This window comes from Acinetobacter haemolyticus, assembly GCF_003323815.1.
In the GTDB taxonomy this organism is placed as follows: Bacteria; Pseudomonadota; Gammaproteobacteria; order Pseudomonadales; family Moraxellaceae; genus Acinetobacter; species Acinetobacter haemolyticus.
This window is the reverse complement of sequence record NZ_CP030880.1, coordinates 408462-424060: the sequence shown is the minus strand read 5'-3', so window position 1 is coordinate 424060 and position 15599 is coordinate 408462. Positions and strand designations below refer to the sequence as shown.

Sequence of the window (15599 nt, the reverse complement as noted above, 5' to 3'; positions counted from 1 at the left end):
CTGGAGAAAACGGACCTTTTACGATTTACAAATCATAGATAACTTGTTTAATCCATATTGTAAAAGGTCGTTTAATTCAGGTTACTTCATCATATTGCGTCTGTAGAACAGATGCTTACTCACCACCATCAAATAAATCATCTAGCTCAGATGAACTTTCTTTGGTTTCATCCCAGAATGAAGACAAACCTTCATCACTCGCTCTTACGCCCGTATTTTCAGTCCAATAACGATCCGCAATACCTTTCACCATGGCACCCGCCATTTGGTCAATCAATTTGAACTGAGGATTTGCGGGTTTATCTTCACCGGTTGCAGCAGCATAAGAGCGCAGAGCATCACGCATTTTTACATCATCGCCACTTGCCTGCGCTGCCACAGCATATAACGCATGGGCTAAACGAACGCCTTTCTTTTCACCGATTTGCATAGACTGTTTCATGGTTGCATAAGGTTCAGGCTTGCCATCACCAGCACCAGGTAAGAGTGTCCAGATCACAGCACGGGTTGCCATTGGCGCACCCCAATACTTTTCATTGTCTAAACATGCCATACCACGTTCAACGATACCTGCAATATCTTTAGGCACGTGAACCGCACCACCAGAGTTAATATCATTGGTCATTGCTTGCAAACCACTGACCATCCCTAGTAGGTAAACGGTTTGATCTAGATCATTTCGCATCGTCGGACACGAATCACCTAATTTATATTTATATTTGCTTTCCCAACGATTTGCGAATAATTGATAACCTGCATATTGACGCTCTGCTGCTAGTGCAGCCCAGCGCTTTTGCTCAATACGGGCATCCTGTGCTTCAGAAACTTGTCCTGATTTTGCAGCACGTAAATAACGCAATTCAGCTTCTAATGCTTTATTTTCTGCACACATCCCCGCCGCAGAATACATCAGAACAGCCATACGCGTCGGATCAGCCCCCATATCTTTGGTGGACATAATTGCTGGAGTTAAAGCATTACCCGTATTACACACCATATCTGCATCATCCATTGCGAGAATTGGTGGTACGATATGCCGTTCACTAAAACCTAATGCAACATTGGCCCCTGTTTTAATGACGTAAGAACATCCCGTTAACATTGATGTTGTGAATAATGCGACCGCCACACCTTGTCCAATTTTTTGGAATTTAGACATGCTTCCTGTCCTCTAATTAATTTGTTTTTCCTTTTAGTTGTACCTTATCAGATGCCATACCCGAGTTAAAGAGTAATTGCTCTAATTTTGATAGGGTTATTTTGACACACTTCACAGAACAAAGAATTGACAGATATTTGGGAATACAGAAATTTCAGGCAAAAAAAAGTAGCATTGCGACGGTTCAGCACATGCTACTTATTAACTGGTAAAATCGTGAAACTCTTTATATTTTAGTTTTGTTGAAAATAATCCTTGAGTAACGTTCCAGCTCTTCCTACAACAATCGCCATAACGATTGCAATTACTAGAAACATCCACATTGAAATCTCCATAGAGACCTCCTACACTTCACGTATCTACTTTTGATAGATACTCGATTGATGTTCATCATCAGTATTCATGGGAGAATGATATATTGATGACACTTTCAATCTCTTTCTCTTGTTCACTTCAACCTTAGATCGACGTGATTCAAGAAGTTCCCTGAGTAAAGTTCCTGCTCTTCCTACTACAATTGCAAAAACGATTGCAATCACCAGAAACGACCATGTTGGAATTTCCATCATTTTGGACCTCCACCATACTTTACGTTGGTGTTTGTACTTTAACGAAAATAAATCAGACTTGATCGCCAGATTGTCTGACAATCATCATTTTCACGTTTTTTTAGAGTATTTAATCTAACAATTCTGATTATTTCACAAACATAATAGTTTAAGCTTTTGAATTATAATTATTTATTAATAATATACACCCATACAATTGTCTAACAATTATGCAAGTTTGACCCATTTTTTGAGCTTTTTCCACTGTAAAATCGACAATTGATCCCACCAAATCACACAAGGTCGACATTGAGAGTCATAAAAATAGATGACGATATAACATTGATGATCGATCATTTTTCGAATTTTCCTTTGCTCGATCCCCTGCATCTCATCACTAAAACACAAGGAGCAAAGCTGATCATCTAAATATTCAAAGTGCTTAAGCTGAGGTTGTTTGAGTAATAATACCCAAGCAATTAGCATCAAAGGAAAGCTAACAAGCCATAAAAACCAAGGAAGTAAGTAATACAATAAGCTGATCAATACGATAAAAATAAAAAGTTGAAACGCAAATGCAAAACGACTGCGTTTCAACACAAAAACACGATCAGCCGTGGACATACTGTTTTAATTTTGAAATAAACGCTTTTAACTCTGGACGAGGAGGTTCACCGACCTCCATGAACCAATCCAGTAAATCAGGATCTTCTTGATCTACCAACTCTGCAAACAATGCTTTCTCAGCCGCATCTGCTGTGAGATAACAATTTTTGACATAAGGATCAAAATACACATCGATTTCTTTCAAACCACGACGCGCACGATAAATCACTTTACGTTCTTCTAGTGTCAATTCTTCAGACATTCTTTGTTCCACTATGCAACAATTTGCCCCATAGTGTACTCGAACCCACTAAAGTTCGCAGCGATTTTTATGAAGTGACCAAATACATCAATTAAATTGAGCATTGATCACATTGTCCAATATTTTCGATTTCTTGTATCGTGATGATGAGTCTGTAACTTCAACAATTTAGGGAAAAAATAACAAATGCAATCAGGTGCAATTCGTCCAATTCCAAATATGTTAGCGCGAAAATTATTTACTTCAGACCATGAAGCATTTCGCGAAACTGTGCGCAAATTCTATGAAAAAGAAGTTGTTCCAAATATTGAAAAATATGAAAAACAACAACATGTTGACCGTGATCTATGGAATAAAGCTGGTGAGTTAGGTTTACTTTGCACCACTATGCCAGAAGAATACGGGGGTTCAGGTGTAGATCGTTTATACAGTATGATTCTCATTGAAGAACAAGCTTATGCGATGGATTCTAGTACTGGATTTTCGTTGCATTCAGATATTGTTGCCAATTATATCAACAACTTCGGCAACGATGAGCAAAAGCAAAAATGGTTACCTAAAATGGCGACCGGTGAAACCGTAACAGCAATCGCCATGACAGAACCGGGCACAGGTTCAGACCTACAAGCAGTTCGTACAACAGCTGTACTTGAGGGTGATGAATATGTCATCAATGGCTCTAAAATCTTTATTACCAATGGCTATCTTTGTGATATGGCCATTGTGGTATGTAAGACGGGTAATACAGAAAAAGGATCAGCGAATTTATCATTAATTATTGTAGAAGCAGATCGTGCTGGTTTTAGCAAAGGCAAGCCTTTGAATAAAATTGGGATGAAAGGTCAAGATACCTGTGAACTGTTCTTTGACAATGTACGTGTACCGAAAGAAAACCTTCTTGGTATGGAAGGCATGGGCTTTATGATGCTAATGAAAGAGCTCGCATGGGAACGTATGCTCGTTGCAATCATTTGCCAAGCAGGTGCTGAAGCTGCATTTGCTCATACAGTACAGTACACCAAAGACCGTAAAGCGTTTGGTAAACCGATTGGAACATTCCAAAATACACGATTTAAATTGGCAGAATTACGCACAGAAATCGATTTTTGCCGTACGTATTTAGACCGTTGTATGGAGTTACAGCTTGAAGAAAGTTTAGGTGTAGATGCAGCAGCAGCAGCTAAATATAAAATTTCAGATATGTTCTCAAAAGTTGTAGATGAGTGCTTACAATTACATGGTGGCTATGGCTATATGCTTGAATACCCAATTGCACGCGCCTATATCGACAATCGTGCAAACCGCATTTATGCAGGGACCAATGAAATTATGAAAGAATTAATTTCACGCACCCTTTAATTGCTAGATTTAAAAATCAGGGATAGTACTGAATGTACTATCCCTTTTATTTACTTTGACTGCGACGATTCCGATGGTTGAGATGGTGGATTCATCCGAACCATCAACTGCTTAACCTTCGGATGATCAATATGTTGTTGCATCGTTTCATTTAATGCAATGCGCGCATGTTGTGTCGTGAAATGTGCAACCTCGCTTCCAACTTCACTGGCTTTATTTGCCCATGCTTTACCTTCAGGCAATTGATAAAAATTTAATGCCGCTTGTAACTCTTTCTGGTTAAAAGTCTCAACATAGCGTTGCACAATAAACTGTTTACGTTGCTCACTATTTAGATTCTTAGCCAAATCCGTATAAAAACTCTCTGGTAGATCTTTAGGTAAACGCATCCGAATCTGCTCTAGGATCATTTTGTCCGTGCTTAGTAAACCTTGCTCAGTACCGTCAATAGAAACCAATTGTTGAGCTAATTTTTCTTTTTGCTTCAGATCATCCGCAAACGTGGCATTACTAAACAGTAATATCCCCAAAAACCATAATTTTTTCATTGAATTGTCCTAAATATATAAATTTTATAATCAACACGTATACGCGATATTTTAACAACAATCATTATTTAAAACAAAAGAACCCTGTGTAGACACAGGGTTCTTGCTTAGCTTAAAATAAATTAAGAAACTAATTTTGGTTTACGATCTACTTTTTCATCACGCTTACGGAATTGTAAGACACCATCGTTAAATTTTGCATCTTTCAATTCTTTACGATCAGCAAGATAGTTGTTAGAAATCTTCCATGGTGCTTGCTTGCCTTGTTTTGGCATAATATCCGCTGCACGGGCGATATAACCTGAAGATAGTTTACCCATAATCGTATCTTGCTCAAACTGAGCAGGGTCAGCATGTGCGATCACTTCATCAAAGCCGTTTTTGTCCATATGATTAAGCAAACGACAAATATAGTCAGCAGCAATATCAACTTTCAATGTCCAAGATGCATTGATATAACCAATAATCATTGCCATATTCGGTACATCACTCACCATCACACCTTGGTACAACATATGATGTGAGGTATTCATCGGCTTACCATCAATAGAGCCTTTTACGCCACCTAAGATTTGAATTTCCAAGCCAGTCGCTGAAATTACAATATCAGCTTCCAAATGTTTTCCAGATTTCAACTGGATACCATTTGCAGTGAACTTCTCAATCTGATCAGTTTCAATACTTGCTTGACCTTGGCGCAATGCTTTGAATAAATCACCATCAGGCACAACACACAAACGTTGATCCCAAGGATTATAGCTTGGCGTAAAGTGTTTCATATCCACTTTGCCTTTGAGCTGCAACTCAATGCCTTTTAATAATAGGCGACGCACAGTTTTTGGATGCTTTTGAGCTAAGGCGTAGATCGCACGCTGCATTCCAATGTTACGAGCACGGGTAAATTTATATGCTGTTTCTTCTGACATAAATCTACGTGTTTTTTCATAGATGAAGTCAATTGAAGGAACTGTTGCGATGTACGTTGGAGAACGCTGTAACATAGTTACATGACCTGCTCCACCTTTCACCATTGAAGGAACAAGAGTAATCGCTGTTGCACCACTACCTACAATCACCACTTTCTTACCTGTATAATCTAGGTTTTCAGGCCAGTGTTGTGGGTGAATAAATTGCCCTTTAAATTTATCTTGCTCTGGGAATTGTGGTGCATAACCTTGATCATAGTTATAGTAACCCGTACATCCCATTACAAAATTTGCTGACCAAGTTTGTTTTTTGTTGTTGCTATCTTCAATTTCAACAAGCCACTTTTTCTTAGCAGAATCATAGTTTGCAGAAAGGACGCGATGACCGAAATGAATTTTTTCTTTTAACTTAAACTCATCAATAACTTCAGAAAGATAGCCTTTAATCTCTGGGCCACTTGCAAGGACTTTGTCTTTCGCCCAAGGCTTAAAGTTAAAACCAAAAGTAGACATATCTGAGTCAGAACGAATACCAGGATAACGGAATAAATCCCAAGTCCCACCAAAGCTGTCACGACGCTCTAAAATTTCAAATTGGCGTTGTGGACAGTTTTTAGAAAGGTGTACAGCGAGCCCAATCCCAGAGATACCTGCACCAATAATTAGAACATCAACTTGCTTTTCCATTTTTTTTATACCCTGTATAAACCATGTCTTTATTAAAGCACAAATTTGACAATACACAATGTCAAGTTTAGTCATTCATCGGTTTTTTTATATCAGTTCGGGACATTTTGAGAAAAAACGAAGCTAAAAAATCTTGAGATTTCTACTAGGAATTTCCAGATCAGACTTCAGCAGCATAGGAAATTTATGTGTAGTTTAGAGATTATCAAAAAGTAATCTTGTTGGCATAACACTTAAGAAAATCAAAATAGCATAAGAAAATTTACTAAATGTACTCAAACAAATTGTGCTTTAAAAAGTTTGGGATGAACTATTGTTTAATGGTTGATCTTTTATCAACTTTAACAATACCGTGCTTTAGAGCTTTGAAAAATGCCTTAGAACAGAAAAAGCTTCATCAGAAGCTCATCCGTATATCCTGTATCATTTTTCAAAGCTTTCAATTCCACCCCATAGGTTTGAAAACCATTTTTTTGATAAAGATGAATCGCTGACTGATTATCATCAGCGACACTCAGTAAAATCTGTTCTACTTGCTCTTTACCATAAGCAATAATAGTACGAAGCAACTTTGTTGCGATACCCTGTCTTTGAAATTCAGGTTCAATAAATACACTGGATAGAGAAGCCTTATGAGACAGCTTCATTCCGCCCTCTCGTGTTAAAGTCGCTAAACCTATAATTTTATCTTTATGGTAAACCCCAAAGACTATTGAACTTGATAAGCAACTTTCAAAAAAACTGTATGGTTTTAAAACTTCTATCTCATAAGTTGAACCAAACATTTGTGGGGCTTTTGCTAAAGCTGAAAGTCTAATCGTTCTAAAATCATTCAGTTCATCTATACCTAGAATTCTAATCGTAATATTTAACATATTTATCTATTTGAAATTTTAATAATGTCATAACCTAATTTAGCATATAAACCATTTACCCAAATTTAAGTTAGAAAGAAAATTATTAACTAATAAGCAATAAAAAAGGTCGGTTATTACACCGACCTTTTTTGGAACAACTGAGCTGCTCTTGTATAGAAGTATTATTTTACTTCACGATCTACAAGTTCAACGTAAGCCATCGGTGCAGCATCACCTGCACGGAAGCCCGCTTTAAGAACACGTAGATAACCGCCGTTACGTTCTTTGTAACGAGGGCCAAGAACGGTAAATAATTTACCAACAGTTGCTGCAGAACGAGTACGAGCAAACGCTAAACGACGGTTTGCTACTGTATCGTTTTTTGCCAAAGTGATTAAAGGCTCAGCAACACGACGAAGTTCTTTCGCCTTAGGCAAAGTTGTTTTAATTAACTCATGCTCAACTAAAGCATTTGTTAAGTTTTGGAACAACGCCTTACGGTGGCTGCTTGTACGGCCTAATTTCACACCACTATTACGATGACGCATGGTGATAGTCCTACTTAATTAACGGCTACGATAGGCAAAACGGTCATCCATACGGAGACTAGCTGGTGGCCAGTTCTCTAAACGCATGCCGAGTTGTAAACCTTTCGATGCCAAAACATCTTTGATCTCAGTTAACGATTTTTTACCCAAGTTAGGAGTTTTTAACAACTCAACTTCAGTACGTTGAACAAGATCACCAATGTAGTAAATATTTTCTGCCTTCAAACAGTTAGCAGAACGAACAGTTAGCTCGAGATCATCTACTGGACGAAGCAAAATTGGGTCAACTTCTTCGCGAGGTTCTTGAGCAACAGGAGTTTGATCTTTCTGAAGATCAACAAAAATTGCAATTTGTTGTTGCAAGATTGTTGCCGCTTTGCGGATAGCTTCTTCTGGATCAACAGTTCCATTTGTTTCAAGATCGATCACTAGCTTATCAAGATCGGTACGTTGTTCTACACGCGCATTTTCAACGGTATAAGAAACACGTTTAATCGGGCTATAAGAAGCATCTAACTGTAAACGACCCACTGGGCGAGTTTCGCCTTCTGGGAAACGAGAGTCAGATGTTTCATAACCACGACCTTGAGCAACTTTAAGGCGCATTTTCAATGAACCACTAGCACTCAAAGTACCAATTAAATGATCAGGGTTAACCACTTCAACATTATGAGGTAAACGAAGGTCAGCTGCTGTTACGTCACCTGCACCTTGTTTCTCTAATGTTAAATATGCTTCATTTTGATCGAACAGCTTAATAGACAATCCTTTTAGGTTCAGCAAGAGCTCGACGATGTCCTGCTGCAAGCCTTCTAAAGTACTGTACTCGTGCTCGACGCCTTCTATCTCAACTTCAACCACAGCAGCGCCAGGCAAAGAAGACAATAGAATGCGACGTAAAGCATTACCTAGAGTATGACCAAAGCCACGCTCTAAAGGTTCCAGAATCACTTTTGCCGAGGTCCCGCTCACCGCTTCGACCTTGATCGCTTGCGGAGTTAGAAACTCGTTTGCAGTACGCGTCATTTATTGCTACCTCAAGGATTATTTAGAATACAATTCTACAATCAAGCTTTCGTTGATTTCAGCAGGTAAATCAGAACGATCAGGTGCAGCTTTGAACGTACCTTCTAGCTTAGAATGGTCAACTTCCATCCAAGCAGGGATACCACGTTGAGCAGCCAATTCAATTGCATTTTTAATACGCAATTGTTGTTTAGCGCCTTCGTGAACCGCAATTACATCGCCCGCTTTTACTTGAATAGACGCAATGTTGACACGACGACCATTTAAAGTAATAGAACGGTGAGAAACTAACTGACGAGCTTCTGAACGTGTAGAACCAAAACCCATGCGATAAACTACGTTATCAAGACGGCTTTCAAGCAATTTCAACAAGTTTTCACCTGTTGCGCCTTTCACACGAGCTGCTTCTTTATAGTAGTTACTAAATTGACGCTCTAACACACCGTACATACGACGGACTTTTTGTTTTTCACGTAATTGTAGTGAATACTCAGATTGCTTACCACCACGAGCCTGACCATGTTGACCAGGTGCTTTATTGTGTTTTTTGGTTTTTACATCAAACGGTTTAACGCCTGATTTAAGTTGCAGGTCTGTCCCTTCGCGACGAGAGAGTTTGCATTTTGGACCAATATAACGAGCCATGAATGTTTCTCCTTACACGCGACGTTTTTTAGGTGGACGGCAACCGTTGTGAGGAATTGGAGTCACATCGGTAATGCTGTTAATCTTATAACCCACTGCGCCTAATGCACGAACCGCAGACTCACGACCTGGACCAGGACCTTTTACAAGGACGTCTAGGTTTTTCAAACCGTAATCTAAAGCTGCTTTACCAGCAACTTCAGCAGCTACCTGAGCAGCGAACGGAGTTGATTTACGTGAACCACGGAAGCCTTGTCCACCTGAGGTGGCCCAAGCCAATGCATTACCTTGACGATCGGTAATCGTAACAATGGTGTTATTAAAAGACGCGTGAATGTGTGCAACACCTTCAGAGACGGTACGAGAGACCTTCTTGCGTGTGCGAGTATCTTTAGCCATCTTTTAGCTTCCAGAAATCTTACTTTTTAATCGGTTTGCGCGGACCTTTACGGGTACGTGCGTTAGTTTTGGTGCGTTGTCCGCGAACAGGCAAGCTGCGACGATGACGAAGACCGCGGTAGCAGCCTAAATCCATTAAACGTTTAATGTTCATGGAAATTTCGCGACGTAAATCACCTTCGGTCGGAACCTTAGCAACTTCTGCACGAATCGCATCAAGCTGAGCATCATCTAATTCACGAATTTTCGTAGTTCCAGCAATACCTACAGCAGCTAAGATATTCTTAGCAGTGTGGCGGCCGATACCAAAAATATACGTGAGAGAGATAACAGCGTGCTTGTTATCCGGAATGTTTACACCGGCAATACGAGCCATTCAATTTTCTCCAAAAAGGCAGTCAAGATAATCAACCGCCCCACAAAAATCTTGAGGGGCGGATAATAACCTAATTAGCCTACTGAAATCAACAGGTCTTAATTAAATTAACCTTGACGCTGCTTATGACGAGGTTCTGCGCTACAAATTACGCGAATAACCCCATTACGACGGATAACTTTACAGCTACCACAAATTTTCTTTACAGAAGCTTGTACTTTCATGATGAAAACCTCTAAGTGCGCTTATCCCTGCGGATGAGCAGTCGTTTTTCTCATTAACGTTTGATTATCATATTGATGCGAGGTCAAGTGCGCCTGAAGTTGCGCCATAAAGTCCATCACAACTACAACTACAATCAGTAAAGATGTCCCACCCAAATGGAATGGAATACCAAACGAACTTTGTAGCACCATAGGCATTAAACACACTACGGTAATGTAGATAGCACCAATAAATGTCAAACGGTTAAGAATATGATCTAAATAACGAGCCGTTTGCTCACCTGGGCGGATACCAGGCACATATGCTCCGCTACGTTTCAAATTCTCTGAAACTTCTTTCGGGCTAAAAACAAGCGCCGTATAAAAATAACAGAAGAAGATAATTAACGCACCAAAGAGCATTAAATATAACGGCTGTCCAGGTGATAACACCAATGCCAGATCTTGCAGGCTACGTTTAACAAATCCTGCATTTGGATCAGCACTTCCTAACCATTGCCCCAAGCTCGCTGGAAATAATAACAGTGAGCTAGCGAAAATCGCTGGAATAACACCTGCCATATTAATTTTTAATGGCAAATGTGTTTGCTGTGCAGTAAATACACGACGGCCCTGTTGTTTTTGAGCATAATTTACTGGAATACGACGTTGTGCTTTTTCAATAAACACAATCGCGGCTAAGACAGCTAACGATAATAAACCGAATACTGCTAAACCAATTAAGCTACCTTGACCATTTTGTACAGACGTGAACGACTGAATTACAAGATTTGGCAAGCCAGCTACAATACCAGCAAAAATAATCATTGAGATACCGTTACCAACACCACGTTCGGTAATCTGTTCACCCAACCACATCAAAAACATTGTTCCTGCAACAAGCGAAGTCACTGCTGGAACATAGAATGCCAAGCCTGAAGTCAAAGTAATACCCTGACTAATCAGACCAGCACACATCCCTATACCCTGCACGAGTGCAAGAAATAGAGTGCCGTAACGCGTATATTGATTCAGTTTACGTTTGCCTTGCTCGCCTTCTTTTTTCAAAGCTTCTAACGAAGGAACCACAGTTGACATCAACTGCACGATAATCGATGCGGAGATGTATGGCATGATCCCTAACGCTAGAATTGACATGCGTTCTAATGCACCACCAGAAAACATATTAAATAAGCCCAAGAAGGTACCTTCATTGGCCTTAAAAAAGCTTGCTAGTGCCACACTATCAATGCCCGGCAACGGAATATGCGCTCCTAGTCGAAAGACCAATAACGCGCCAATTAAAAACATTAATCGACGAATAATTTCACGGTATTTCACATGAAACGGTTGGCCTTTCATCATGTTTACATGACCAGAAGAACTAGGAGTCATAGACACTCGAGATTACTCCTCGACTTTACCGCCAGCAGCTTCAACAGCAGCTTTAGCACCTTTAGTCAACGCTACACCTTGTACAGTGAACGCGCGAGTGATTTCACCTGAAAGCACGATGCGAGCACGAACTTGGTCACGACGAACAACATTCGCAGCCTTCAAAGTTTCTAGTGAAACAACATCACCTTCAACTTTGTTTAGCTCAGACAAACGTACTTCAGCAGTTTTCAAAGCGATTTGGCTAGTGAAACCGAATTTTGGTAAACGACGATATAACGCAGTTTGACCGCCTTCAAAGCCTGGACGAGTACCACCACTTTTACGTGAATTTTGACCTTTGACACCACGGCCACCAGTCTTACCAACGCCAGAACCGATACCACGGCCTAAACGACGGTTTTCACGCTTTGCACCTTCAGCAGGTGCAAGCTCATTTAAACGCAGAGTCATGGCATTATTCCTCTACACTAACCATATAGTAAACTTTGTTGATCATGCCGCGGTTAGAAGGCGTATCTTGCACTTCTACAGTATGACCAATACGACGCAGACCTAAACCTTGTAAGCAAAGCTTGTGATTTTTCAAGCGATGTGAAGAAGACTTAGTCTGGGTAACTTTAATCGTTTTCATGATTGATTACCCTTGAATTTCTTCTACTGACTTACCACGTTTCGCAGCGACTTTCTCAGGAGAAGTCATATCACGCAAACCTTTAAAAGTCGCGTTTACTACGTTAGCAGCGTTAGTAGAACCATAACATTTAGCAAGTACGTTATGTACACCTGCAGCTTCAAGAACAGCACGCATCGCGCCACCAGCAATTACGCCAGTACCTTCTGAAGCAGGTTGCATGTATACACGGCTTGCGCCATGACGAGCATTCACAGGGTGTTGTAAAGTAGTCCCCGCAAGGTCTACAGTAATCATGTTGCGACGAGCAGCTTCAAGTGCTTTAGAAATAGCAGCTGGAACTTCACGTGCTTTACCACGACCAAAACCTACACGACCATTACCATCGCCCACAACAGTTAGTGCTGTGAAAGAGAAGATACGACCACCCTTTACTACCTTGGCTACACGATCAACGGCAACCAGCTTTTCAACGAGACCTTCGTTTTGTTCAACTTTCGCCATGATTAGAACTCCAAGCCGCCTTCACGAGCAGCATCAGCCAAGGCTTTGATACGACCATGATATTTAAAACCAGAACGGTCAAATGCAACTTTAGTAACGCCAGCTGCTTTAGCACGTTCTGCGATCAAAGCACCAACTTTCGTAGCCGCTTCAACATTACCAGTAGTACCACTACGTAAAGATGCATCTAAAGTTGAAGCTTGCGCTAAAACTTTGCCACCATCCGCTGAAATAACTTGCGCATAGATGTGACGCGGAGTGCGGTTTACACACAAACGAGTCGCACCCAATGCACGAATGTGCAAGCGTGTGCTTTTCGCACGACGCAAACGGGTTTGTTTCTTTTCGTTCATAAGAACCTCGCGCCTTATTTCTTCTTAGCTTCTTTACGAAGAATAACTTCATCCGAATAACGAACACCTTTACCTTTATATGGTTCAGGAGCACGGTATGCACGGATTTCCGCTGCCACTTGACCTAACAACTGCTTGTTTGCTGATTTCAAAATGATTTCAGTTGCAGTTGGAGTTTCCGCTGTTACACCTTCCGGTAAAGCGTAGTCAATCGGGTGTGAGTAACCAAGGTTAAGGTTTACAACAGTACCCTTAACCGCAGCTTTATAACCAACACCAACAAGCTGTAACTTACGTTCGAAGCCTTCGCTAACACCTTTTACAAGGTTGTTCAATACAGCGCGAGCAGTACCAGCCTGCATCCAAGCGTCTTTCGACTCTTTAGCCGGAGCAAGTTGAAGTTTACCTTCTTCCTGTTTTAGCTCGACCAGCGCATGCAGGTTGAAAGACAATGTACCTTTGCTGCCTTTCACTTCGACCTGCCGGCCGTTCTGAGTAACTGTTACACCATTCGGTACAGTTACTGGGGCTTTAGCCACACGAGACATGAGGAATCACCTATTAAGAAACAAAAGCAATAACTTCACCACCGATGCCCGCAGCACGTGCAGCGCGATCAGTCATGATGCCTTTGCTTGTAGAAACAATTGCAATACCTAAACCTTGCTTAACGCTAGGAATTTTATCTTTACCGCGGTATTGGCGAAGACCTGGACGGCTTACACGCTTAACGGTTTCGATAACTGGTTTGCCTTCGAAATATTTTAACGTAATAGTCAAAGTAGATTTGATCTCTTCTTGAGCCACTTCTACATTTGAAATATAACCTTCTTGTTGAAGTACATTTGCAATTGCAACTTTCAACTTAGAAGACGGCATAGAAACAGTTTGTTTCTTCGCCATTTGTGCGTTACGAACACGTGTTAACATGTCGGCAACGGTATCTTGCATACTCATTTAGTCGCTCCTTACCAGCTTGCCTTAACAACGCCCGGCACATCACCTTGCATTACTGTATCGCGTAATTTGTTACGGCTTAAACCGAACTTACGGAAGTAACCATGAGGACGACCAGTTAAACCACAACGGTTACGAAGACGTACTGGAGATGCGTTACGTGGCAATGCCTGTAACTTTAATGTCGCTTCGAAACGTTCTTCGTCACTCGCATTTACATTTGCAATCGTTGCTTTTAATTCAGCACGTTTTGCAGCGTATTTAGCAACTGTCTTTTCGCGTTTCAATTCGCGATTAATCATACCTTTCTTAGCCATATCGACCTCTTATTTGAACGGGAAGCCGAATGCACGCATAAGCGCACGGCCTTCGTCATCGCTACGAGCAGTGGTCGTAATCGTGATATCTAAACCACGGATACGATCAATTTTGTCAAAATCGATTTCAGGGAAAACGATTTGCTCTTTTAAACCCATAGAGTAGTTGCCGCGACCATCAAATGATTTCGCAGAGAAACCACGGAAGTCACGAATACGAGGGATTGCGATAGAGATCAAACGATCCAAGAATTCGTACATTTGGTCGCCGCGTAAAGTAACTTTACAACCGATCGGCCAACCGTCACGGATTTTGAAACCAGCGATTGATTTACGCGCAAGAGTCACAACTGGTTTTTGACCAGCAATGAGTTGCATATCAGCAACAGCACCATCTAATAATTTCTTATCAGTTGCAGCTGCGCCTACACCCATGTTAAGAGTGATTTTCGTGATGCGAGGAATATCCATCACGTTCTTAACGCCAAGTTCTTCTTGTAACTTCGCTTTAAGTTCGTCGTTGTAACGTGCTTTAAGTCTGGCCATTGCCTTTTCAACCTATTACTTCGCTACCGCCACTGATTCACCATTTGATTTGTAAACGCGAGTTTTCGCGCCATCAATCACTTGGTAACCAATACGGTCAGCCTTTTGGGTTGTAGCATTAAAAATTGCCACGTTTGAAATATGAAGCGTTGCCTCTTGAGTAACGATACCGCCTTCAGCGCCAGTTACACGGTTTGGCTTTTGATGCTTCTTCACTAAGTTAAGACCTTCGACCTTAACTCGATCTTCAGAAACAGACAAAACAACACCTTGTTTGCCTTTTTCTTTACCTGCGATCACAATTACTTGATCGCCTTTTTTAATCTTAGCCATGATTGCCTCTTATAGAACTTCAGGAGCCAATGAAATGATTTTCATGAACTGTTCAGTACGAAGTTCACGAGTCACTGGTCCGAAGATACGAGTAGCAATCGGAGCTTTGTTGTTATTCAAAATAACAGCTGCGTTATCGTCGAAACGAATAACTGAACCATCTGGACGACGGATGCCGAATTTTGTACGAACAACTACAGCATTCATCACGTCACCTTTTTTAACACGTGCGCGTGGGATTGCTTCTTTTACAGTAACTTTAATAATGTCGCCAACTGAAGCATAACGACGGTGTGAACCACCAAGTACTTTAATACATTGTACGCGGCGTGCACCACTGTTGTCTGCTACGTCGAGCATACTTTCGGTTTGAATCATTGCCCTACTCCAAAACCGAGCATCACCGGTCAC

The 15599-nt window shown here is 40.9% G+C and carries 25 protein-coding genes; 1 reads left to right on the top strand and 24 read right to left on the bottom strand.

Going from position 1 to position 15599, the window contains the following annotated elements; all coding sequences use genetic code 11:
- Nucleotides 1-115 precede the first annotated feature (115 nt).
- The 4 genes from DS737_RS02055 to DS737_RS02040 form a co-directional block, all read right to left on the bottom strand.
- Complete coding sequence (locus tag DS737_RS02055; RefSeq protein ID WP_113996649.1) at nt 116-1159, bottom strand: hypothetical protein; 1044 nt, start codon at nt 1157-1159, stop codon at nt 116-118.
- Nucleotides 1160-1518: 359 nt separating this feature from the next.
- The gene (locus DS737_RS02050; RefSeq protein ID WP_026056364.1) at nt 1519-1725 is read right to left on the bottom strand and encodes a hypothetical protein; all 207 of its coding nucleotides are present in this window, start codon (nt 1723-1725) and stop codon (nt 1519-1521) included.
- 210 nt (nt 1726-1935) lie between these two features.
- Nucleotides 1936-2331 (bottom strand): hypothetical protein, encoded by a 396-nt coding sequence (locus DS737_RS02045; RefSeq protein WP_113996648.1) that lies wholly within the window; start codon nt 2329-2331, stop codon nt 1936-1938.
- Nucleotides 2318-2575, bottom strand: coding sequence for an FAD assembly factor SdhE (locus DS737_RS02040; RefSeq protein ID WP_004641025.1), 258 nt, complete (start codon nt 2573-2575; stop codon nt 2318-2320). Before DS737_RS02040 ends, DS737_RS02045 begins: the two co-directional genes overlap by 14 nt.
- Nucleotides 2576-2761: 186 nt before the next feature.
- Here DS737_RS02040 and DS737_RS02035 point away from each other — a divergent pair, with 186 nt between their 5' ends.
- Nucleotides 2762-3934, top strand: a complete 1173-nt coding sequence (locus DS737_RS02035; protein ID WP_005086825.1) for an acyl-CoA dehydrogenase family protein — start codon at nt 2762-2764, stop codon at nt 3932-3934.
- A gap of 50 nt (nt 3935-3984) precedes the next feature.
- Here the strand turns inward: DS737_RS02035 and DS737_RS02030 are convergent, their stop codons facing one another.
- The 20 genes from DS737_RS02030 to rplN all read right to left on the bottom strand — a co-directional run bounded on the left by DS737_RS02030 (nt 3985) and on the right by rplN (nt 15566).
- Entirely contained in the window at nt 3985-4482 is a 498-nt protein-coding gene (locus DS737_RS02030; protein WP_113996647.1) for a DUF2059 domain-containing protein, read from the bottom strand.
- 122 nt (nt 4483-4604) lie between these two features.
- Nucleotides 4605-6095 carry a flavin-containing monooxygenase gene (locus DS737_RS02025; RefSeq protein ID WP_017395332.1) on the bottom strand — a complete coding sequence of 497 codons (1491 nt, stop codon included), beginning with the start codon at nt 6093-6095 and terminating at the stop codon, nt 4605-4607.
- A 377-nt stretch (nt 6096-6472) separates the two neighbouring features.
- Nucleotides 6473-6970, bottom strand: coding sequence for a GNAT family N-acetyltransferase (locus tag DS737_RS02020; protein WP_017395331.1), 498 nt, complete (start codon nt 6968-6970; stop codon nt 6473-6475).
- Between the two features lie 164 nt (nt 6971-7134).
- Nucleotides 7135-7500, bottom strand: a complete 366-nt coding sequence (gene rplQ, locus DS737_RS02015; protein WP_004641032.1) for a 50S ribosomal protein L17 — start codon at nt 7498-7500, stop codon at nt 7135-7137.
- Between the two features lie 18 nt (nt 7501-7518).
- Nucleotides 7519-8526: a DNA-directed RNA polymerase subunit alpha gene (locus DS737_RS02010; RefSeq protein WP_004641033.1), complete on the bottom strand. Its 1008-nt coding sequence runs from the start codon at nt 8524-8526 to the stop codon at nt 7519-7521.
- Nucleotides 8527-8544: 18 nt separating this feature from the next.
- Nucleotides 8545-9171 carry a 30S ribosomal protein S4 gene (rpsD, locus tag DS737_RS02005; protein ID WP_004641035.1) on the bottom strand — a complete coding sequence of 209 codons (627 nt, stop codon included), beginning with the start codon at nt 9169-9171 and terminating at the stop codon, nt 8545-8547.
- Nucleotides 9172-9183: 12 nt separating this feature from the next.
- A complete protein-coding gene (gene rpsK / locus DS737_RS02000) occupies nt 9184-9570 on the bottom strand; it encodes a 30S ribosomal protein S11 (RefSeq protein ID WP_004641037.1) in 387 nt (128 codons plus the stop codon).
- Nucleotides 9571-9589: 19 nt separating this feature from the next.
- Nucleotides 9590-9946 (bottom strand): 30S ribosomal protein S13, encoded by a 357-nt coding sequence (gene rpsM / locus DS737_RS01995; protein WP_004641038.1) that lies wholly within the window; start codon nt 9944-9946, stop codon nt 9590-9592.
- A gap of 107 nt (nt 9947-10053) precedes the next feature.
- On the bottom strand, nt 10054-10170 hold the full coding sequence (gene rpmJ / locus DS737_RS01990) for a 50S ribosomal protein L36 (protein WP_000867907.1): 117 nt from the start codon (nt 10168-10170) through the stop codon (nt 10054-10056).
- Nucleotides 10171-10191: 21 nt separating this feature from the next.
- The gene (secY, locus tag DS737_RS01985) at nt 10192-11511 is read right to left on the bottom strand and encodes a preprotein translocase subunit SecY (protein WP_171055818.1); all 1320 of its coding nucleotides are present in this window, start codon (nt 11509-11511) and stop codon (nt 10192-10194) included.
- Between the two features lie 45 nt (nt 11512-11556).
- Nucleotides 11557-11997: a 50S ribosomal protein L15 gene (gene rplO / locus DS737_RS01980; RefSeq protein ID WP_004641042.1), complete on the bottom strand. Its 441-nt coding sequence runs from the start codon at nt 11995-11997 to the stop codon at nt 11557-11559.
- A 4-nt stretch (nt 11998-12001) separates the two neighbouring features.
- Nucleotides 12002-12178 carry a 50S ribosomal protein L30 gene (gene rpmD / locus DS737_RS01975; protein WP_000849088.1) on the bottom strand — a complete coding sequence of 59 codons (177 nt, stop codon included), beginning with the start codon at nt 12176-12178 and terminating at the stop codon, nt 12002-12004.
- A 6-nt stretch (nt 12179-12184) separates the two neighbouring features.
- Entirely contained in the window at nt 12185-12682 is a 498-nt protein-coding gene (gene rpsE, locus DS737_RS01970) for a 30S ribosomal protein S5 (RefSeq protein ID WP_001141025.1), read from the bottom strand.
- Between the two features lie 2 nt (nt 12683-12684).
- A complete protein-coding gene (gene rplR / locus DS737_RS01965; RefSeq protein WP_004641044.1) occupies nt 12685-13035 on the bottom strand; it encodes a 50S ribosomal protein L18 in 351 nt (116 codons plus the stop codon).
- Nucleotides 13036-13049: 14 nt separating this feature from the next.
- Entirely contained in the window at nt 13050-13583 is a 534-nt protein-coding gene (gene rplF, locus DS737_RS01960; protein WP_004641046.1) for a 50S ribosomal protein L6, read from the bottom strand.
- Between the two features lie 13 nt (nt 13584-13596).
- A complete protein-coding gene (gene rpsH / locus DS737_RS01955; RefSeq protein WP_004641048.1) occupies nt 13597-13992 on the bottom strand; it encodes a 30S ribosomal protein S8 in 396 nt (131 codons plus the stop codon).
- An 11-nt stretch (nt 13993-14003) separates the two neighbouring features.
- On the bottom strand, nt 14004-14309 hold the full coding sequence (rpsN, locus tag DS737_RS01950) for a 30S ribosomal protein S14 (RefSeq protein WP_004641050.1): 306 nt from the start codon (nt 14307-14309) through the stop codon (nt 14004-14006).
- A 9-nt stretch (nt 14310-14318) separates the two neighbouring features.
- Nucleotides 14319-14855 carry a 50S ribosomal protein L5 gene (gene rplE / locus DS737_RS01945; RefSeq protein WP_004641052.1) on the bottom strand — a complete coding sequence of 179 codons (537 nt, stop codon included), beginning with the start codon at nt 14853-14855 and terminating at the stop codon, nt 14319-14321.
- A gap of 15 nt (nt 14856-14870) precedes the next feature.
- Nucleotides 14871-15188 carry a 50S ribosomal protein L24 gene (gene rplX, locus DS737_RS01940; RefSeq protein WP_004641054.1) on the bottom strand — a complete coding sequence of 106 codons (318 nt, stop codon included), beginning with the start codon at nt 15186-15188 and terminating at the stop codon, nt 14871-14873.
- Nucleotides 15189-15197: 9 nt separating this feature from the next.
- Complete coding sequence (gene rplN, locus DS737_RS01935) at nt 15198-15566, bottom strand: 50S ribosomal protein L14 (protein ID WP_004657680.1); 369 nt, start codon at nt 15564-15566, stop codon at nt 15198-15200.
- Nucleotides 15567-15599: the final 33 nt, after the last annotated feature.